Raw genomic sequence first — 19,007 nt, forward strand, 5'->3', positions numbered from 1 at the left:
TTACCCTACTAGAGGCTTTAACTGAGCGTCTATAGCCTCACGTGCCCGGAAAATACGACTGCGTACTGTACCTATTGGACACTCCATCACTTCTGCGATTTCTTCATAGCTTAGCCCTTCCAATTCACGCAAGGTTATTGCCGTGCGCAACTCATCAGGTAACTTTTCTATAGTACTAAATACCACGTGCCTAATTTCCTCAGATAACAACAAACGCTCTGGTGAGTCTTGCTCCTTCAAGGCGTCACTACCTTCGAAATATTCAGCGTCCTCAGCATCTACATCGCTGGCTGGCGGTTTGCGGCCATTAGCCACTAAATAGTTTTTAGCACTGTTTACGGCGATCCGGTATAACCAGGTGTAAAACGCGCTTTCGCCCCGAAAACCGGGGATCGCTCTATATGCCTTAATAAAGGCTTCTTGAGCGACATCTGCCACGTCTCCATGGTTAGAGACGTAACGCGAAATTAAGTTCGCAATCCGATGCTGATATTTTTTAACCAGTATATTAAACGCAGCCTTATCGCCTTGTTGTACGCGCTGGACAATCTGCCAATCTAATTCTTGCTCGCTCATTCTGTGAGCCTGCCCCTGTAATACTTTTAGGTTTTGTAAACGAATGGCGCCAGTCAAGCGTATTCACTATGACTGTAAGCTGAATAAATAGTTCTGTTTATTTTGACAAAAACGCTAGAATAAGCCGAACCCAAGCGCCGCACTGCGGCCCAACCAGCTGTAATGCTACGGCCATCAACAGAGTTAAGTGTATCCTATGACACAGGCAAAAGAATATCTTTGTGATGTATTAATTATCGGCAGCGGCGCTGCCGGCTTATCATTAGCACTGCAATTAGCCGACCAAGCTAAAGTAATAGTGCTTAGCAAAGGCCCACTGCGTGAGGGATCAACTCTCTATGCCCAGGGCGGTATCGCCGCAGTATTTGATGAGAACGACAGTATAGCCTCGCATGTTACTGATACCTTAGTGGCAGGGGCTGGCTTGTGTGATCCTGCTGCAGTGCAGTTTACCGCTGAGCACGCCAAAGCTGCCATGGAATGGTTAATTGCGCAGGGCGTGCCTTTTGATCAGTATCAAGATACTGATGGCAGTATGAAGTATCATTTAACTCGCGAAGGTGGCCATAGCCATAGACGCATTCTGCACGCGGCAGATGCGACCGGCCGCGCTGTGCAAATTACGCTGGTTGATCAAGTAAAAAATCATCCCAATATTCAGTTACTGGAAAACTATAACGCCATTGATTTGATAACCGGTAAAAAACTCGGCTTAGATAGCAAACGTTGTTATGGTGCCTATGTTTGGAATAAAGACGCCGCCAAAGTTGAGACCATTCAAGCTCAAGCGGTGGCGCTGGCAACTGGCGGAGCCAGTAAAGTGTATCTTTATACCAGTAACCCCGATGTCGCCAGTGGCGATGGTATTGCTATGGCCTGGCGTGCGGGTTGCCGAGTAGCGAATATGGAGTTTAATCAGTTTCATCCAACCAGCTTATATCACCCTGCCGCACCCAACTTTTTGATTACCGAAGCGATGCGTGGCGAAGGGGCTTATCTGAAGCGGCCAGATGGTAGCCGCTTTATGCCCGACTTTGATGAAAGAGCAGAATTAGCGCCACGCGATATTGTTGCCAGAGCCATCGATTTTGAGATGAAACGCTTAGGTGCACATTCGGTCCTATTAGACATTAGTCATCAACCCAAAGACTTTATTATCGAGCATTTCCCGACTATTTACGCCAAGTGCTTAAGCGTCGGTATTGATATTACCAAAGAGCCTATCCCGGTGGTGCCCGCAGCACATTATACCTGCGGCGGCGTGATGACTAACCTCAATGGTCAGACCGATCTGGAGAACCTTTATGCGATAGGCGAAGTGGCCTATACCGGCTTACATGGTGCTAATCGGATGGCGTCGAATTCGTTACTGGAGTGTGTCGTTTTCGCCCAAGCGGCAGCACGACATATTCTTTCACAATTAAGCCTATCACAAGCCTTGTTGCAGCTTCCGGCCTGGGATGATAGCCGGGTTAGTAATTCTGATGAAGAAGTCGTGATCACCCACAATTGGCATGAGCTTAGACTTTTTATGTGGGATTACGTCGGAATAGTGCGCACGGACAAACGGCTGGAGCGCGCCTTACATCGGGTCGAATTACTAAAACAAGAAATTCAGGACTATTACAGCCACTTCCGCATCAGTCATAATTTATTGGAGCTGCGAAATTTAGTGCAAGTGGCTGAACTGATTATTCGTTGTGCGATGCAACGTAAAGAGAGCCGTGGTCTACACTACAATCTGGATTACCCAGAACAGCTTACTGACAGCAAGCCGAGTGTGCTTACACCCTAAATTTATTAGCGGTTTACACTGGGCCCACGCCAGCGTTGCAGTTGCAACTGCCGGGCGAGTGCCCGGTAATCTTGCTCAGTTAACTGATCTCTAAACAAGCATAGCTGATGCATCTGCCCTTGCGAATCTTGCCAATCTAGTAACAGCAGCCAGTTTGTGATTAAACTACGCTGACTTAGCTGACCTGAAGCTAAAACCTGCTGCTGCCAATACAAGGCGCCATGCTGATCAATATGTAAGACAGTTGCACGAAAAGGCTGAGGCCAGGTGCACATTAACGCATAGAACCATAGGGTTAATAACACGCCAGCTAACAAGTAACCGCTCCCACTAAGCGGCAGCAGCATAAAAAGCCCTCCCACCCAAAGCCCTGCGATCAGCAAGGCATATTGGCGATACCGGGACGCGGTTAACGCAACACTAGACTCGGACACGATTAACAATAAGCTCAATCAGCGCCTGAATAGCAGTATCATCAGAGCGATTATGCCCCATAAACCATGCGAATAAATCTGGATCATCGCAGGCCAACAAGCGCTCAAAATCGGCTTTCTGCTGATCGTTTAACGCATCGTAGCCTTCTTCGACAAAGGGAGCTAACAATACATCCAACTCCAACATTCCACGCCGACAGGCCCAGCGTAACTTGGGTTTACTCATTAATGCAGACATTAAAACTCCTTGGTGTTTAATTTGGCTTTATACTAACAAAAATTCCAGTTTGGGGTTGAGCTTTTGTACTGAGCCCCAATCTAACTAGTATTACCGGCAATAAGACTAAAGACCGCTATGCAGACATCCTGGCTTACCGCAGAACAATACGCGCATTTATCCACTCAGGTTCAGGGCGCCTTTATTGCTCCTTTACCCGCTTTTCAAGTACTGACAATTAGCGGGCCAGACAACTTGAAATATTTACAAGGCCAGTCAACCTGCGATTTATCTCAGTTAACAGCAGATAACTTTTTACGCGGTGCCCACTGCGATGCTAAAGGAAAAATGTGGTCAATTTTTCAGGTGTTCTCGCAAGCAGACTGTTTGCAAGTTGTGGCATTTCGGGACGAGCTTATCGCCTCAACCGCACAGTGGCAGAAATTTGGCGTGTTTTCGAAAGTCAGTTTCGATGCAACAGCTGGACGGTATGCGGTATTTGGGATTGGCGGTGCCGAGTCTGCGCAGCTGTTGGCAAAGTTAGGGTTTAGCCAGCCAAGTGCAGACGGTCATCTGAGTCGCTATAATGATGCGGCATTGCTGCGTCTGGCAGCAGACCATTATCTGTTAATCGTACCACAACCCCAGGCACAACAATTGATGCAATCGCCCTTGCCTTTTGCCGCACCAACTCTGTGGTTAAAAGCACATATATTGCAAGGACTTGCTTATTTAGAACAGCCACTAATTGGCGAACTAGTGCCACAAATGCTTAACTTACAAGCAGTCAACGCCATTAGTTTTACAAAAGGCTGCTATGTAGGCCAAGAAACCGTAGCGCGTTTGAAATACCGTGGCGGTAATAAGAGAGCAGCATATGTATTGGAAGCCAATACCAACGAATTACCGGTAGCAGGCTCTGACATTGAACTTCAGCTAGAAAACAACTGGCGCCGGGTTGGCCAGGTCGTAAATGCAGTAAATATTAATAACCAACTCTGGTTAATTGCGCTGCTGCCTAATGACATAACACCGGCAGAGACCTTGCGGTTAAAATCTGAGCAACTCATCATTTTGCAACAGCTACCGCTACCTTACTCCCTTACTTAAGAGGTTTGCATGACCATTTCTCAAGACAAAGTTGTCGCCATTCATTACACCGTAACCGATACTACCGGGAATCAACTCGATTCCTCTTCCGGTGGCGAGCCTCTGGTATTCTTATTTGGCCACGGTGCTCTTATTCCAGGTTTAGAGCAGGCTTTAATTGGTAAACATGCCGGTGAAAAGTTTACTAGCCAAATCGCAGCAGCAGACGCCTATGGTGAGCGTCACGACCAATTAGTGCAAGCCGTGCCTAAATCGATGTTTGAAGGTATGGACGTTGCTGTAGGTATGCGTTTTCGCGCTTCAGGACCAGATGGTCGCGAACAGCCCGTTATTATTATTGACGTCACAGATGAAGAAGTAGTTGTTGACGGTAACCACCCGCTGGCTGGCATTGAATTAAGCTTTGATGTTGAAGTAGTGCTAGTACGAGATGCCACTGCAGAAGAATTAGCGCATGGTCACGTTCATGGTTTAGACGGCCACGCCGGACATTAAAATACGCTTTATCCTCACTCGCAAGCAAAATAAACCGCAGCTCAGCACTGCGGTTTATTTCAATAATTGCCTTTAAAACAAATGTTATTAGGGTCTGTTTATATAGTGCGTTCGTCCGATGCAAAAATGAACTGCTTGACAGCTAGAATAAAGCCCCTTATTTTGAGCCATCAAATTTCACCTTACTGAGCAAAAAACCTTCACCAATGAAAGATCGTATTACCATTTCAATCTCTAGTGTCAACGGCACCCGGCATTTTAATATCGGCAAGATATTTAAACGCAATGCGGTAATTGGCTTATGGTTGATGCTATTTTCTATCTTGATTACAGCAGCGGTAATTAACTATTTAATGCATACGGTGGAACAAGCCCAAAGCGAGCAACAAACGCTTACCCAGCAAACTACTGCCCTGCAAGAACAACTGGAACAGTTAACTGCCGCTCGCCAAACGCTAGAACTGGAACTGACGTTAAAACAAGACGAAATGACGCAAGTTACCCAACGCTTGGGTGAAATTGAACTCAGTTTAGGGTTAGAACAAGATTTAGATCAAAACTTTGAAGCCCGCTTAGATATTGCCACTGTGACCTCCAGTGCCCGGATGGCGATGCTACAGTTAGTACCAAACGGCTCACCACTGGATTTTAATAAACGCTCCTCCCGCTATGGCATCCGCATGCATCCTATTCAGGGCAAACGCAAACATCATAACGGAATCGACTTAACTGCTCCGAAAGGGACCGCAATCTATGCGCCTGCTGATGGCGTCGTTGAGGTCGTTCGTCGCAGCAATAGTGGTTATGGTAATTTACTTAAGATCCGCCACGCTTTCGGCTTTGCCACCCTCTATGCACATTTGGACGACTTTAACGTTGCCAGTGGTACCTTTGTGCACAAAGGCCAACAAATTGCGACTGCGGGCAACACTGGTAGTTCAACAGCACCGCACCTACACTATGAGATCCATTTTCTTGACCGCTCACTCAATCCACAACATTTTATGGAATGGGATTCCGGTAATTTCGATCTCTTGTTCGAAAAAGAAAGGAGTATTAAATGGGATTCTTTAGTAACCATGCTACAAACCAAGGCAAGCACGCAATTACAACTGTCATCGCTGAAGGATGTATCCTCCACGGCAGTTGCCGAGTAAGTAGTGACTTACAAATCGACGGCGAACTTGAAGGTGATGTGGAGTGCAACAGCACGGTGATTATCAGTAGTTCTGGTCAAATGAAAGGTGAGATCAGTGCTGACAAAGTGATTATTAACGGTCAGTTCGAAGGCAAAATTACCGCAAATAATATCGAGGTTCTCGCCGCTGGGAAAGCTCATGGCGTAATGCAAACCGACCATCTTTGCATCGAACGCGGCGGTAGCTTTGTTGGTGAAACCTTACCTGCACCATCCCAACAACAAAATTTACTGCTCACAGAAGAACAACCTCCCGCGGTACATCAAGTCAGCTTTAAACCGGTAAAATAGTTAAAGTACAAAGATTGCACAGTGAAAGCTGCCGTCTGAAGTTGATTGAGTGTATAATACTGCACTTTTCGCGCAAACAACGGGTTTGCGCCTGTTGCAGGATGTTGTTTTGACTTACAAAACCCAATTTAGCGCCTTTGCCTTACCGCAAGCATTACTTGATACCTTAGAAAGCCTGGCATTTCATCAGCCCACGCCAGTGCAAGCAGAAAGCTTACCGGTTATTCTTGCAGGTAAAGATTTGTTAGCCCAGGCTGCGACAGGATCTGGCAAAACAGCAGCGTTTGCCTTAGGGATCTTAAGTAAGCTAAACGTAAAACACTTTCGGGTGCAAAGTTTAGTACTTTGCCCTACCCGCGAATTGGCTGAGCAAGTTGCGACAGAAATTCGCACTTTAGCGCGCAGTATTCATAATATTAAAGTCCTGACGCTTTGTGGCGGTGTGCCAACTAAAGGCCAAACGTTGTCATTGGAGCACGGTGCTCATATTATTGTTGGTACACCAGGGAGAGTGTTAGATCATTTACAACAACAACATTTGCAATTAGATGAACTTAGCATTTTGGTGCTGGATGAGGCTGACCGCATGCTGGAAATGGGCTTTGCCGATGAGATGCAGCAGATTATCGCCGCAGCGCCAGCAGAACGCCAACAATTGCTGTTTAGTGCAACCTTTGCCCCAGCAGTAAAAAAACTCGCCGATGCGCTGCTAAAAGCGCCAGAGCAAGTCATTATTGATAGCCCCAAAGCTAAAACCAGCATTAGCCAGGAATTTTATTTAGTAGAAGATAGCAGCGCCCGCGCTGCAGCCACTATTCGTTTGCTATTTGCTAAAATGCCCAGTAGCTGTGTTGTCTTCGCTAATACCCGCAAAGAAGTACAAAGCCTGACCGAGCAGTTAAAGCAAGCGGGTTTTAGCGTCGCGGCCTTACACGGTGATTTGGAACAACGGGACCGCGAGCAACAACTATTGCAGTTTGCTAACGGCAGCTTACAAGTATTAGTAGCAACCGATGTTGCAGCCCGCGGTTTGGATATTGAAAAGTTGGATCTGGTGCTAAACTACGAGCTGGCGCATGATACCGATACCCATATCCACCGTATTGGCCGCACCGGTCGTGCCGGTGAGCAAGGCGTTGCCTGTACCCTTTACACCGAGCAAGACGGTTACAAACTGGGGTTACTGGAAGATGCCTTCGAACAAGATATTACGCCTTTGCCGTTACCGCTAACCCAGAATGCTAAAGCGCCGTTGCCAGCCATGATAACCATTGAAATTGATGGTGGTAAAAAGCAGAAATTGCGCCCAGCCGATATTGTTGGCGCTTTAACCCGCGATGAGCAGGTAGCGTTTGCCGATATTGGTAAAATTCAGTTACAAGAGTCACGCGCTTATGTCGCGGTGAAACGCTCTGCCTTTAAAGCGGCATTGCAGCAGTTAAATAATAGCAAAATGAAAGGGCGCAGCTTCCGCGCGTATCGTTTAACACCGGCCTAATTATGTAATAATACCCCGCATAGCTTGCTATAAAAAGGTTATGCGGGATTCCAGAACAGCTCACCCGCCTCGCTAAAAACCCAGCTACCTTGGCTCATTAATCAAAACTTTTTTGGCGTCGTAACGATTTAGTTTGGCTTTGCTGTTTTTTGCTTTGCAGGCGTTTTAGCTGACTGCTATAGGTCGGTTTAGTCGCCAGACGCTTTTTCGGCGTTTTTGCCACACTTTGCAGCAAAGTAATAAACTGCGCCAGCGCTAGCTCACGGTTTTGTTCCTGACTACGGCTTTGCTGACATTTAATTAATACTTTACCACTGGGCGTTATGCGATGATCCGCCAGTTGCAACAAACGGCTTTTATATAATTCCGGTAAGCTTGAACTGGCGATATCAAATTGCAGCAACACTGCAGTAGAAACTTTATTTACATGTTGGCCGCCCGGGCCTGAGGCGCGGATAAACTGCCAACTTAACTCATCATCCGCCAGCTGCACACTGGCGTTAATACTAATCACCTACTGTCCTTAGTTGCCTGAAACATCGGGGAGCGTGTAGCACTTAACGCTCCCAATACGCTTCTTCTAAACTATCTTCACGCTCAGGCAAACCTTTGGATAAACGCGGCGCGTTTTGTACCAAGATCTCATAGCTAACCCGGTTAGCATACTTACACAACTGCGCAAAAGATGAATATGCTAAGTAGGCTTGCTCATGCTTGCTCGATAACGGCTGCACTTGCTTATGATAATGATTGGCCGCCATATCATGTAAAATGGCAGCCAAAGCGCCATCACCAGCGCCATTGGTGTTTTTAATTCGCTCAGGGCCGCCTAAATAGGGATCGATATGCGAATACACTTTAAGTGGCTTATGGCAATCTTTGCGCAGCATAGGCCGGCTAAATTCAAAGCGGTTAAAATCAGCCAAACTTGCAGATTTAATAGGGTTTGAGCTTTCCCGTTTGATCTCGTCATCCGTATAGCCACATAGATATAGCCCGTCAGCACCGGCGGTAATGAGCACCATATCGGTAAATTCCAGCGCAGCTTCCGCAGCCAGCAGCGGATCAGCAAAACCAGTTAATGCTTCTGCTTCTAACTCATTCATCGCCAGAACATTCACATATTGGCTTACCGTTTGTAGTATTTGCTCGCGATTTTCTTCCACTAGGTGCCGGGTACCTAAACTCATTACCACCGGCACCTGATGGGCACTGGCATCAGCCAGGGCCTTTAACATAGCTTGTTGAATTGGCTGACCGGTAGCTCGCAGCGGATAAGCACTCACCACAAAGGCCGCAGCTGAGGCAATAATCTCGGTTGGAATATAGTCGGGCGCCAGCTGGTCCATATCGCTGGGGTCAATCACGAAAGTGCGCTCGCCATCAGGAGTGATCATGGTAATACCCCGTCCGATATCACCGGCAACCCCTTGTAAGCGGTTCATATCGACTTTTGAGCTGGTATGGCAAACATAATGATAGGCCGGAGAACCCAGGGCAATGTTCGCCGACATTACACCTAAAAGTACTGATTTATCATCGGCCAATACCGAATAGTTGTGAATAGTATTGCCAATGGTACCACCGGCAAAATGATCAGAAATGGCTTGCTCAACTACCAATTCATGGTAAATCCGGTTGGCTTTTTCATGCTCTACCAGATTAGATAACCCCTTAGGAATATTATGTTTCGCCAAAAAATCATCGCTCACACTGGCCACGACATCTACGATGGTTTGATCTAAACCAACAATGTAAGTATCAAGTTCTGGGCGCACTTCAAAGCTAGGCAGCTGAGGTTTAGGTTGGGATACCGGAAAATAATGCTTAATTTTGCGCAGACCAGGAAATTTCATAACGAAGACTCAAATAAGAATATGCCGGCATTTTACCAAAAATACCGGTAAAAAAGTAATCTCAGTTTGCATCTCTTAAAAATACCGGTTTATCTGCACTGGAATGCTCTGCGCTGTAATAATAACCGGCCAGATTAAATTGATTTAATTGCTCTGCCGAGGTTAAACGCTGCTGAACCACGTAACGCGCCATTAAACCACGAGCCTTTTTCGCATAAAAACTGATAATTTTATACTGGCCATTTTTATAATCTTTAAATTCCGGTGTAATCACTCTGGCACTTAGCTGCTTTTTATCTACCGCTTTAAAATATTCTTGCGAGGCTAAATTCAGTAATACGTTACTTTGCAGCTCATTTAGCTGCTGCTGCAAATTGGTTGCGATACTTGCTTTCCAAAAAGCGTAGAGATCCGTACCGCGCCCATTGCCCAACTTAGTGCCCATTTCTAACCGATAGGCCTGCATCAGATCTAAAGGCCGCAGTACCCCATAAAGCCCACTTAAAATACGCAGATGTTGCTGCGCAAAAGCGAGATCATCCATGCTTAAACTGGCAGCATCCAACCCCTGATAGACATCGCCGTTAAACATAAAAAGCGCGGCCTTAGCATTGTCTTTGGTAAAAGGTGGCTGCCACTGAGTAAAACGCGCAACATTTAGGCCAGCCAGCTTATCACTTATATGCATTAGCGATGCTAAATCGGTTGGCGTGAGTTGCTTACAGATTGCCGCAAGCTCGATGGCGTCAGCCAGTAAGGCTGGCTGCGATAAACTGAGAGCAGACGACAGTGGAGTTAAATCAAGATCTTTGGCCGGCGATACAACCATTAACATAGGGCGGCTCCTTTAAAATGCATCATAGTATAAATAAGATTGCTACTGCTGCGCGATAACGCCGCAAAGTTCTTAGGTAAATAGGCCGTTAAAGCCTTGCAGACATTGCCTACGCCCATTATGCTGTTTAACAACCCGATTGCAAAAGGAATATGTATTTCGGCACTCTGACTGTCATCATACTTTCGCCGATATTGGGCAGACTGCTTTTACCCGCTTTAGCAGCAAAGATAGACCAAGCGTGGATCTCGTGGTTAAATGACAAAATGTTGTTTTTTTATTACATCTTATACTACACATCTAGCCATTTAGCCGTATAATCAAGCAAACCCAAGCAAATAAATGGTAAGTGAACAACATGAGTGATCTATTAAGTCAATTAAAAGCGGTAACTACCGTCGTAGTAGACAGTGGTGATCTAGGTGCTATTGAACAGTTTCGTCCGGTGGATGCCACCACTAACCCCTCTTTATTGCTCAACGCCAGTCAATTAGAATTTGCTAAGCCTTTACTGGCCGCCGCTGTGGCCTATGCGAAAACACAAACCGCAGATGCGGAGCAGCAATTAGCTTTAGCCAGCGACAAATTTGCGGTTGATGTCGGTACTGCCATTAGTAAGCTAGTACCGGGGCGAGTATCTACCGAAGTGGATGCACGTTTATCTTTTAACACCGAAGCCACAGTAGCAAAAGCCCGGCAACTGGTCGCTTTATACCAACAAAATGGTGTCAGCACTGAGCGGATCCTGATCAAAATCGCCTCCACCTGGGAAGGTATTCAAGCGGCTAGGGTGTTAGAGCAGGAAGGCATTCAGTGTAATCTGACATTACTTTTCCATATGGCGCAAGCCCGTGCTTGTGCTGAAGCCGGTGTATTTTTAATTTCGCCTTTTGTTGGTCGTATTTTAGACTGGTACAAGGCTAATACTAAGCAAGATTATACCGCTGAAACCGATCCTGGTGTGCTGTCGGTCCGTGAAATTTACCAGTTCTTTAAAGCGCATGGTTACCCCACCGTAGTAATGGGCGCTAGCTTCCGTAATATTGGTGAAGTACTGGCGCTGGCCGGTTGTGATCGCTTAACGATAAGCCCGGCACTTTTGGATGAGCTAAGCCAGCAATCTGGCCAACTTGTTGTTAAATTGCAGGATAACGGTGTTACCAACAGTAAACCAGCTGCTTTAACTGAACAGCAGTTCCGCTGGGCGTTAAATGAAGACGCCATGGCCACTGAGAAACTGGCTGAAGGGATCCGGAAATTTGCCATCGATCAACGCAAGCTGGAAGATGTGATTCGGGCTCAGCTGTAAATCTACTTGGAGGATCCTTTATGTCGGTAACTTTATCGGCGTTGTTACAGCCTTTGGCTGCGCAGCAACCGCCTTTACGCCAGTTATTTGCAGCAGAACCTGGGCGCGCAGCGCGTTTTAGCGCCAGCGCTTGTGGTATTTATCTTGATTACTCAAAAAACCTGATTGACGAACAAAGCTGGCAAACCTTACAGCAACTGGCAGCGCAAAGCCCAATCCGGCAATTAAGCCAGCAAATGCAAGCCGGTGCAGCCATTAATAATACCGAACAACGTGCGGTATGGCATAGCCGTTTACGTCAGCAGGACTTAACTAACCTTAAGCTGGACAATGAAGATATTGGTGCTGCCATCGCTGCCTGCCGCGAAAAAATGGCAGCATTAATTGAGCAACTACATCAGCAACAGTATTTGGGCTATCAGGGTAAGGCTATTACCGATTTAATTTGGGTGGGGATTGGTGGTTCCCTGCTGGGTCCACAAATGGCGGTCGAAGCCTTAACGCCTTATCATTGCAGCCCGGTAAAGCTGCATTTTGCCGGTAATATCGATGGCGCCGTGGTCAGCGATATTACTAGAGGGTTAGATCCCGCCACTACTTTGGTCGTGGTTGCGTCCAAATCTTTTGGCACCGAAGAAACCAAACAAAATGCCCTGGCGCTGCGGCAATGGTTTAAAGATGCCGGCGCAGATAGTGATGCTATTGCGTTGCACTTTTGGGCAACCTCATCCAATATCCAGGCTGCTGCTGATTTTGGTATTATCGAACAGCACATTCTGCCAATGTGGGATTGGGTTGGTGGCCGCTATTCACTCTGGTCAGCGATCGGATTACCTGTTGCCTTAATGATTGGTAATAACGCCTTTGCTGAGTTATTAAAGGGCGCGGCAGCCATGGATCAACATTTTTTTACTACGCCATTTAATGAAAACCTACCGGTTATTTTGGCATTATTAGGCATTTGGTACATCAATGGTTTTGGTTGCCAGGCTCAAGCCTTACTGCCCTATAGCCACTATTTGCGCCTACTTCCCTCCTATGTGCAACAACTGGATATGGAGAGTAACGGCAAATCAGTAGACCGTCAGGGGCAGGCTTTGGCAGATGCTACCGCGCCGGTGATTTGGGGAGATGCCGGTACTAATGGCCAGCATGCTTATCATCAGTTATTGCATCAAAGCCAGCTTAAAGTGCCTGCAGATTTTATTCTACCGTTAAAAGTCAGCCATAGTCTAACGGACCAGCATCAGCGCCTAGCCGCGCACTGCTTTGCGCAAACCCAGGCTTTAATGCAGGGTAAGACCTTAACAGAAGCCAAAGCAGAATGTTTAGCTCTGGGCATGAGCGAACCAGCAGCAACCGAACTGGCTCCACACAAGGTATCACCAGGTAATAAACCCAGCAATACCATGTTATTAGACGAGTTATCACCCTATCACCTGGGCGCTTTGATTGCTTTGTACGAACACAAAGTGTTTTGTCAGGGAGCAATCTGGGAGCTGAATAGCTTTGACCAATGGGGTGTAGAGCTTGGCAAACAATTATCTGGCCCTATCTATCAGGCACTTAGTGCTAACAAGCCGGGTAACTTTGATAGCTCGACGACTCAGCTTATTCAACGTTTTTTAAAAAATAGCTAAGTTTCAACATCGTTAATAAAGGCTGCTACGGCAGCCTTTATTTTTAGTTTGTCATCAGCTTGTCACTTTTTAGTTTTATTTTTAACCAAAGTGTGGTAGAACCTTTGTTGAAAATAACAACAAAAATCAACATCAGATGAGGCCGTAATATGGAAAGCTTCGAAGACTTACTGAATATGTTGGAACGACCAGCTGCGAAAACCCGCGCGGTCAAACGTAAATGGCGTGAAATTGAAGAACTCAAAGAACGCCAGCGCTTAAAAAAGGAACTTTGTGATATTGATTGGACGATAGAACCTGAGCTTAGCGATATCGAATTGTAGAAAACAGGCTTACTGGTAACAGTGAGCCTGTTTTTTTATCGCGCTAGCACGGCTTAGTACATCACGGTATGCCAGTTGATTGGCGTTTTACCAATCGACTCGAGTAAGCTGTTGGTTTGTAAAAAATGACCACAGCCCAAAAAACCGCGATGAGCCGATAACGGCGATGGATGCGGTGCCGTTAAAATATGATGGCGCTTAGCATCTATCAGCTTTGCTTTTTTTTGTGCATGTGAGCCCCACAATAAAAATACCACCTGCTCGGTATGGTGGTTTATTTGCCGGATCACCTGATCGGTAAATTGCTCCCAGCCAAACAACCGGTGCGAATTAGGTTGATTAGCCTCTACCGTCAGCACGGTATTCAGCAATAACACCCCTTGCTCGGCCCAGCTTTGCAAAAAGCCATGTTTTGGTGGCTGAAAATCGGCATATTCCAGAGCCAGCTCTTTGTAAATATTTAATAACGAGGGAGGTACCCGCACACTGGGGCGTACCGAAAAAGCCAAACCATGCGCCTGATTCGGGCCATGGTAAGGATCCTGTCCTAAGATCACCACTTTTAGATTAGCAAGGGAGGTTAACTTAAAGGCGTTAAAGATCTCACTATCCGGCGGATAGATCACCTTACCTTCCGCTCTGCGCTGTTTAACCTGCTCCAAACAACCCTGAAAATAGGCTTGCTGCTTTTCCGCCCCCAGAATAGCTTGCCAATCCATTAATTGGCTACCAACTGACGAATAGCCCGCTCTAATGCCGCAAAGTCTGCCGGAATATCCTGCTGTAATCCAGGCTCTGCAGCACATTGCGCTAACGCTTGCGGCAAGGCTATAGGGCTACCCAAAATATTTTCGACTTGCTCTTTAAACTTCGCCGGATGAGCGGTACCCAGGAAAATACCAAATTCCTCTGGCTGTAAACTGCGCTTCAGTGCTTTGTAGGCAATAGCCGCATGTGGCTCGCTTAAATACCCTTCTTGCGCCAATAAGCGCATACCGAGTTGCGTATCATCTTCATCTACGGCTACCGCTTCGATATCGCTGCGGCTAATCACACCTTGTGCTAATAAGGCCTCTACCCGAGGCCAATTATTCGGCGCACTGACATCCATCGCATTGGACAAGGTAGCAACCGTAGCATTAGGTTGCCACTGGCCGCTTTGCCAGTACCGAGGTACCGTATCGTTTGAGTTGGTTGCCGCCACCATTCGTTTAATTGGCAAGCCTAATGCTTTGGCAATTAAACCGGCAGTAAGATTACCAAAGTTACCACTAGGTACTGCCACCACCACTTGCTCGCGCTTTTCAGCGGGTACCTGTGCCATCGCTTCAAAGTAATAACAAATTTGTGCAAATAACCGGCTGATATTAATTGAGTTAGCTGAGTTGATATTGAACTCACTTACTAAAGCTTTATTATCAAATACCTGCTTAACCAGAGCCTGGCACTGATCAAAGTCGCCATCCACTGCTAAGGTAGTAATGTTCTCACCCAAGGTGGTAAATAGCTTCTCCTGCAAAATGCTAATTTTGCCTTTAGGATACAAAATAACGACTTGTACGCCTGGCTGTCGGAAAAAAGCATGCGCGACCGCAGCACCAGTATCCCCAGACGTTGCAGTGACGATAGTGGTCTTGTTCTGCTGCTGAGCCACCGCCAAGGCTTGCGCCATAAAACGCCCACCAAAGTCTTTAAAGGCTAACGTAGGTCCGTGAAATAACTCCAGACAGTGCATTTGCTCATTAACAGCAACCAGAGGCGCTGGAAAAGTAAAGGCATGGTTTACCATCGCAGCCACTTGCTCTTGGCTTAATTCGTCACCAATTAAGGCAGACAGGATCTTGGCACTGCGTTCGGCCAGCGGTAAAGTCAATAAATGATTAATATCAAGCTTAGGCCACAATGTTGGGAAAAACAGCCCTTGTTGCTGACCTAACCCTTGACGTACTGCCTGTAAAAAGCTGACTTGCTCAGCAGGAACTTTTAAATTGGTTAATTGCATAAGTTAGTTCTCCAGCGCCCGTGCGCCTGCAGTGGCTAAACGACACACTACGGTGAGCGCATCCTGATTTTTTGCATAATGTTCTTGTAGATAGTGGGCGGTTTGCTCCGCTATCGCAGCGCTATTACATAGCGCAAATAAGGTGGGGCCTGCGCCAGAAATGCCCAGATGCAACACGCCTGCGGCCGCTAACGCTGTACGCAGTGGCAAGAGCTCTGGTATTAATGGCAAACGCGCCGGCTCCGCCACCAGATCTTGTAAAGCAGCCGCTGCCTCGGCTTGCTCCTGACTGTACAACGCACTAACAAAACGACTTAGTGTTCCCGCAAATGCGATACTATGCGCCAAGCTCAGTTGTTTGGGTAAGACTTCACGAGCCGCCTTGGTCGATAACACGGTTCCCGGATAGCATAACACTACCTGCCAATCAGCAAACCAGGGCAAGCTTCTGCAAATTTTAGTGCTGCCTGACAGCATTAGCTGCAAACCACCCAGATAAGACGGAGCCACATTATCGTAATGCACACTGCCGCTTACTCCGCCCTCGGCAATAGCCATCAGCTGCAATAATTCAGCTTGGCTAAAAGGCTGATCAAAATAATCATTAAAGGCATAAAAAGCCACCACGATCGAACAAGCGCTGGAACCCAGACCACTGCCTACCGGCAGGTTTTTCTGCAAATGCAGAGTAAGTCTTGGTAAGGTCCTGCCTAACGCTTGTTCAAAGGCATAGAACGCTTTAATCACCAAGTTATCACTTGTTCCAGCAGGTAACTGATGCACATAACGACCACTTATCGTTAGCGTTAAGGTTGCCGCCTCCCCCTGAATTTCTAATACATCGCCAAGTAAGCTGCCATCAAGGGGTTCAAAGGCCGCACCTAGCAAATCAAAACCGACCGACATATTGCCCGTGGAAGCCGGGGCGTAATAGCGCTTAATATTGTTATTCTGCATTTTACTATACCTGCTGCTGCCAGCTAAGAGTGCGCATAATATCGCTAAAGACCCCAGCAGAGGTCACGGCGGCCCCTGCACCGTAGCCACGCAATACAAAAGGAATAGGTTGGTAGTAGCGGCTGAGTATAGATAAGGCATTCTCGCCATCTTTAACTTTGGCCAATGGGTGCTCCAGTGGTAGCGCTTTAATAGCAACTTTGCATTTACCATCACGAATTTCACCGATATAACGTAACACCTTTTGCTCTGCTTTGGCTTGCTGCAGTTTTTCGCTAAAATAGCCGTTTAAACTTGGCAGCCGAGTCATAAAGGTCTCAACACTGCCACTGGCATCAAAATCAGCAGGCAATACCGATTCGACTTCCACATCGGCCAGGTCTAACATTAAACCTGACTCACGAGCCATAATCAGTAGCTTCCGAGCGACGTCCATACCCGATAAATCATCACGTGGATCGGGCTCGGTGAAACCCAGCGCTTTGGCCTTTTCAGTAACGACGGACAAGGCAACGCCTGCTTCTAACTCACCAAAAATATACGACAGCGAACCAGATAAAATTCCTTCAAAGGCTAATAACTCGTCACCGGCATTAAGTAAGCCCTGTAAGGTATCTATTACCGGTAAGCCAGCACCCACAGTGGTCTCGTACAAGAAGCGCCGGCGTTGCTGCTGAGCTACGGCACGTAACTTATGGTAATAATCCAGGCTAGAGGTATTGGCCTTTTTATTTGGCGTAACCACATGAAAGCCCGCGGCCAGAAAATCAGCGTATTGATCGGCAATTTGCTGGGCGCTGGTGCAATCAACCAATACCGGATTGGTTAAATGCTGTTCTTGCACAAAACGATTTAACTCGGCCAGCGAAAACTGCTTAGTTGCCGCCGGTAATTGGCTTTGCCAGTCTTCTAGCGCAATGCCATCTGCAGCCAGCAGTAACTGCTTACTATTAGCGATACCATAAACCGTTAACTTAACCTGCCGCTGCTGTAAAAAGGCTTGCTGACGATGAATTTGTGCCAATAACTCTGCACCGACTACGCCGCAGCCAACCAAAAACACATCAATACTGGGGATATGGCTAAAGAAGTTCTCATGGCAGACCTTTACCGCATTTTGGCAACAGCGCTGTTCAACAACCGCAGAGATAGAGCGCTCGCTACTATCCTGCGCAATAGCGACCACATTGACTCTGGCTTGCGCTAAGGAAGCAAAAAACTTAGCGGCTACCCCCTGATGCTGACGCATACCATCGCCAACCAAACTGACAATCGCCATATCAGATTGGATACTCAATGGTCTTAACAACTTATTTTGTAATTCCAATTCAAATTCAGCTTCTAAGGCTTTTTTCGCTGCCATTAGATGCAACTGTGGCACACAAAAACTGATGCTAAATTCGGAAGAGGATTGCGTAATTAAACTAACCGAAATTTGCGATCGTGCCATAGAGGCAAACACCCGGCTTGCCATCCCCACCACACCTTTTAAGCCAGGGCCGGAAACAGTAAACAAAGCCAGATGCTCTAAACTGGAGATCCCTTTGACCAGTGCTTCGCCATCCCCCTGCACATCGATACAAGTTCCCGGTGCCGCCGGATTTAAAGTGTTTTTGATATAACAAGGGATCTGTACTCTGGCCAGTGGACCAATAGTTTTCGGGTGTAGTACCTTGGCGCCAAAATAAGACAGCTCCATGGCTTCATCATAAGATAAACGATCAATTAAACGGGTTTGTTTCACCTGACGTGGATCGGCACTGTAAACCCCATCGACATCGGTCCAAATCTCACAAGCACTGGCGCGAATGGCCGCCGCTACCACCGCTGCAGAATAATCAGAGCCGTTACGCCCCAACAAGGCAGTTTCTCCCTGCGCATTACTGGAAACAAAGCCAGCCATCACATATACAGCAGCCGGTGTTGCCGCCAGCGCTTGTGCTAACGCCTGAGCAGTGGCATCAACATCGGCCGTGGCATTCAGAAAATCGCCCTGGCTTTTTACCAACTTCACCGAATCCAGCGCCACCGCGTCTGCGGCTCGTGCCCGTAATAAGGCGGTCATCAAGGCCACACTAAACTGCTCACCTAAGCCCAGAATTTGTGCTTTGATATGATCAGGACAAAAACGTAATAAACTCATGCCCTGTAATTGCCAGCCTAATTGTTGGATTTGTGCCGTGATTAACGCTTGCACCCGCGTTTTTTGCTCATCACTGATGCCTACAATATCTTGCAATAGTTGCTGATATCGTTGCTCCAGCTGTGTCAATAAAGGTTGAAAATCGGCCCCTAAATAAGCCAAATCAGTTAGCTCCACCAGCGTATTGGTTACACCTTGCGGCGCCGATAACACCAGACAGACTTGCTCCGTCGTTGCTTGCTGTAACACAATTTGCGCAACTTCCGAAAACCTGGCAACTGACGCCAGCGATGACCCGCCAAACTTTAGCACTCTCATATTCTTCTCC

The 19,007-nt window shown here is 47.0% G+C and carries 19 protein-coding genes; 9 read left to right on the forward strand and 10 right to left on the reverse strand.

The features are described 5' to 3' along the window. Entirely contained in the window at positions 1–576 is a 576-nt protein-coding gene (gene rpoE, locus IE163_RS06285) for an RNA polymerase sigma factor RpoE (protein ID WP_189431345.1), read from the reverse strand. A gap of 196 nt (positions 577–772) precedes the next feature. On the opposite strand from rpoE, the gene nadB reads away from it, so the two are divergent. Beyond that, positions 773–2,371 carry an L-aspartate oxidase gene (gene nadB / locus IE163_RS06290; RefSeq protein WP_189431347.1) on the forward strand — a complete coding sequence of 533 codons (1,599 nt, stop codon included), beginning with the start codon at positions 773–775 and terminating at the stop codon, positions 2,369–2,371. A 5-nt stretch (positions 2,372–2,376) separates the two neighbouring features. Here the strand turns inward: nadB and IE163_RS06295 are convergent, their stop codons facing one another. Both IE163_RS06295 and IE163_RS06300 read right to left on the reverse strand, forming a co-directional pair. Beyond that, on the reverse strand, positions 2,377–2,823 hold the full coding sequence (locus tag IE163_RS06295; protein WP_189431349.1) for a protein YgfX: 447 nt from the start codon (positions 2,821–2,823) through the stop codon (positions 2,377–2,379). Further along, a complete protein-coding gene (locus IE163_RS06300; RefSeq protein WP_189431350.1) occupies positions 2,792–3,043 on the reverse strand; it encodes an FAD assembly factor SdhE in 252 nt (83 codons plus the stop codon). Before IE163_RS06300 ends, IE163_RS06295 begins: the two co-directional genes overlap by 32 nt. 117 nt (positions 3,044–3,160) lie before the next feature. Between IE163_RS06300 and ygfZ the strand changes: the two genes are divergently transcribed. The 5 genes from ygfZ (at position 3,161) to dbpA (ending at position 7,614) form a co-directional block, all read left to right on the forward strand. After that, complete coding sequence (ygfZ, locus tag IE163_RS06305; RefSeq protein WP_189431353.1) at positions 3,161–4,132, forward strand: tRNA-modifying protein YgfZ; 972 nt, start codon at positions 3,161–3,163, stop codon at positions 4,130–4,132. A 9-nt stretch (positions 4,133–4,141) separates the two neighbouring features. Continuing rightward, positions 4,142–4,627, forward strand: a complete 486-nt coding sequence (locus IE163_RS06310; protein WP_189431355.1) for an FKBP-type peptidyl-prolyl cis-trans isomerase — start codon at positions 4,142–4,144, stop codon at positions 4,625–4,627. Positions 4,628–4,833: 206 nt separating this feature from the next. Beyond that, complete coding sequence (locus IE163_RS06315; RefSeq protein ID WP_189431357.1) at positions 4,834–5,784, forward strand: M23 family metallopeptidase; 951 nt, start codon at positions 4,834–4,836, stop codon at positions 5,782–5,784. Continuing rightward, entirely contained in the window at positions 5,688–6,116 is a 429-nt protein-coding gene (locus IE163_RS06320; RefSeq protein WP_189431359.1) for a bactofilin family protein, read from the forward strand. Before IE163_RS06315 ends, IE163_RS06320 begins: the two co-directional genes overlap by 97 nt. Positions 6,117–6,225: 109 nt before the next feature. After that, entirely contained in the window at positions 6,226–7,614 is a 1,389-nt protein-coding gene (dbpA, locus tag IE163_RS06325) for an ATP-dependent RNA helicase DbpA (protein ID WP_189431361.1), read from the forward strand. Positions 7,615–7,711: 97 nt separating this feature from the next. On the opposite strand, the gene arfB is transcribed toward dbpA, so the two are convergent. The 3 genes from arfB to yaaA all read right to left on the reverse strand — a co-directional run bounded on the left by arfB (position 7,712) and on the right by yaaA (position 10,305). Further along, a complete protein-coding gene (arfB, locus tag IE163_RS06330; RefSeq protein WP_189431363.1) occupies positions 7,712–8,128 on the reverse strand; it encodes an alternative ribosome rescue aminoacyl-tRNA hydrolase ArfB in 417 nt (138 codons plus the stop codon). 43 nt (positions 8,129–8,171) lie between these two features. Next, entirely contained in the window at positions 8,172–9,470 is a 1,299-nt protein-coding gene (locus IE163_RS06335; protein ID WP_189431365.1) for an inosine/guanosine kinase, read from the reverse strand. 61 nt (positions 9,471–9,531) lie between these two features. Further along, complete coding sequence (gene yaaA, locus IE163_RS06340) at positions 9,532–10,305, reverse strand: peroxide stress protein YaaA (protein WP_189431367.1); 774 nt, start codon at positions 10,303–10,305, stop codon at positions 9,532–9,534. A 358-nt stretch (positions 10,306–10,663) separates the two neighbouring features. On the opposite strand from yaaA, the gene tal reads away from it, so the two are divergent. The 3 genes from tal to IE163_RS06355 all read left to right on the forward strand — a co-directional run bounded on the left by tal (position 10,664) and on the right by IE163_RS06355 (position 13,577). Further along, positions 10,664–11,614, forward strand: a complete 951-nt coding sequence (gene tal / locus IE163_RS06345; RefSeq protein WP_189431369.1) for a transaldolase — start codon at positions 10,664–10,666, stop codon at positions 11,612–11,614. A 20-nt stretch (positions 11,615–11,634) separates the two neighbouring features. Then, positions 11,635–13,254 carry a glucose-6-phosphate isomerase gene (gene pgi, locus IE163_RS06350; protein ID WP_189431371.1) on the forward strand — a complete coding sequence of 540 codons (1,620 nt, stop codon included), beginning with the start codon at positions 11,635–11,637 and terminating at the stop codon, positions 13,252–13,254. 149 nt (positions 13,255–13,403) lie between these two features. Then, positions 13,404–13,577 (forward strand): DUF3545 family protein, encoded by a 174-nt coding sequence (locus IE163_RS06355; protein WP_189431374.1) that lies wholly within the window; start codon positions 13,404–13,406, stop codon positions 13,575–13,577. A gap of 53 nt (positions 13,578–13,630) precedes the next feature. Here the strand turns inward: IE163_RS06355 and ung are convergent, their stop codons facing one another. From ung to thrA, 4 genes are read right to left on the reverse strand one after another with little or no spacing between them, the layout of a single operon-like run. Beyond that, complete coding sequence (ung, locus tag IE163_RS06360) at positions 13,631–14,296, reverse strand: uracil-DNA glycosylase (RefSeq protein WP_189431376.1); 666 nt, start codon at positions 14,294–14,296, stop codon at positions 13,631–13,633. Next, positions 14,296–15,579 carry a threonine synthase gene (gene thrC / locus IE163_RS06365; protein ID WP_189431377.1) on the reverse strand — a complete coding sequence of 428 codons (1,284 nt, stop codon included), beginning with the start codon at positions 15,577–15,579 and terminating at the stop codon, positions 14,296–14,298. Before thrC ends, ung begins: the two co-directional genes overlap by 1 nt. A gap of 3 nt (positions 15,580–15,582) precedes the next feature. Further along, on the reverse strand, positions 15,583–16,536 hold the full coding sequence (gene thrB, locus IE163_RS06370; RefSeq protein WP_189431379.1) for a homoserine kinase: 954 nt from the start codon (positions 16,534–16,536) through the stop codon (positions 15,583–15,585). A gap of 4 nt (positions 16,537–16,540) precedes the next feature. Next, on the reverse strand, positions 16,541–18,997 hold the full coding sequence (gene thrA, locus IE163_RS06375) for a bifunctional aspartate kinase/homoserine dehydrogenase I (protein WP_189431381.1): 2,457 nt from the start codon (positions 18,995–18,997) through the stop codon (positions 16,541–16,543). Positions 18,998–19,007 lie beyond the last annotated feature (10 nt).

The organism is Alishewanella longhuensis (assembly GCF_014653435.1).
In the GTDB taxonomy this organism is placed as follows: domain Bacteria; phylum Pseudomonadota; class Gammaproteobacteria; order Enterobacterales; family Alteromonadaceae; genus Alishewanella; species Alishewanella longhuensis.

Coding starts and splice junctions, on each gene's coding strand:
- IE163_RS06315 (WP_189431357.1), top strand. CDS start 4,834: ATGAAAGATCGTATTACCATTTCAATCTCTAGTGTCAACGGCACCCGG.
- pgi (WP_189431371.1), top strand. CDS start 11,635: ATGTCGGTAACTTTATCGGCGTTGTTACAGCCTTTGGCTGCGCAGCAA.
- thrA (WP_189431381.1), bottom strand. CDS start 18,997: ATGAGAGTGCTAAAGTTTGGCGGGTCATCGCTGGCGTCAGTTGCCAGG.
- ung (WP_189431376.1), bottom strand. CDS start 14,296: ATGGATTGGCAAGCTATTCTGGGGGCGGAAAAGCAGCAAGCCTATTTT.
- yaaA (WP_189431367.1), bottom strand. CDS start 10,305: ATGTTAATGGTTGTATCGCCGGCCAAAGATCTTGATTTAACTCCACTG.
- IE163_RS06335 (WP_189431365.1), bottom strand. CDS start 9,470: ATGAAATTTCCTGGTCTGCGCAAAATTAAGCATTATTTTCCGGTATCC.
- nadB (WP_189431347.1), top strand. CDS start 773: ATGACACAGGCAAAAGAATATCTTTGTGATGTATTAATTATCGGCAGC.
- IE163_RS06320 (WP_189431359.1), top strand. CDS start 5,688: ATGGGATTCTTTAGTAACCATGCTACAAACCAAGGCAAGCACGCAATT.
- thrC (WP_189431377.1), bottom strand. CDS start 15,579: ATGCAATTAACCAATTTAAAAGTTCCTGCTGAGCAAGTCAGCTTTTTA.
- IE163_RS06355 (WP_189431374.1), top strand. CDS start 13,404: ATGGAAAGCTTCGAAGACTTACTGAATATGTTGGAACGACCAGCTGCG.
- tal (WP_189431369.1), top strand. CDS start 10,664: ATGAGTGATCTATTAAGTCAATTAAAAGCGGTAACTACCGTCGTAGTA.
- IE163_RS06310 (WP_189431355.1), top strand. CDS start 4,142: ATGACCATTTCTCAAGACAAAGTTGTCGCCATTCATTACACCGTAACC.
- rpoE (WP_189431345.1), bottom strand. CDS start 576: ATGAGCGAGCAAGAATTAGATTGGCAGATTGTCCAGCGCGTACAACAA.
- IE163_RS06300 (WP_189431350.1), bottom strand. CDS start 3,043: ATGTCTGCATTAATGAGTAAACCCAAGTTACGCTGGGCCTGTCGGCGT.
- ygfZ (WP_189431353.1), top strand. CDS start 3,161: ATGCAGACATCCTGGCTTACCGCAGAACAATACGCGCATTTATCCACT.
- thrB (WP_189431379.1), bottom strand. CDS start 16,536: ATGCAGAATAACAATATTAAGCGCTATTACGCCCCGGCTTCCACGGGC.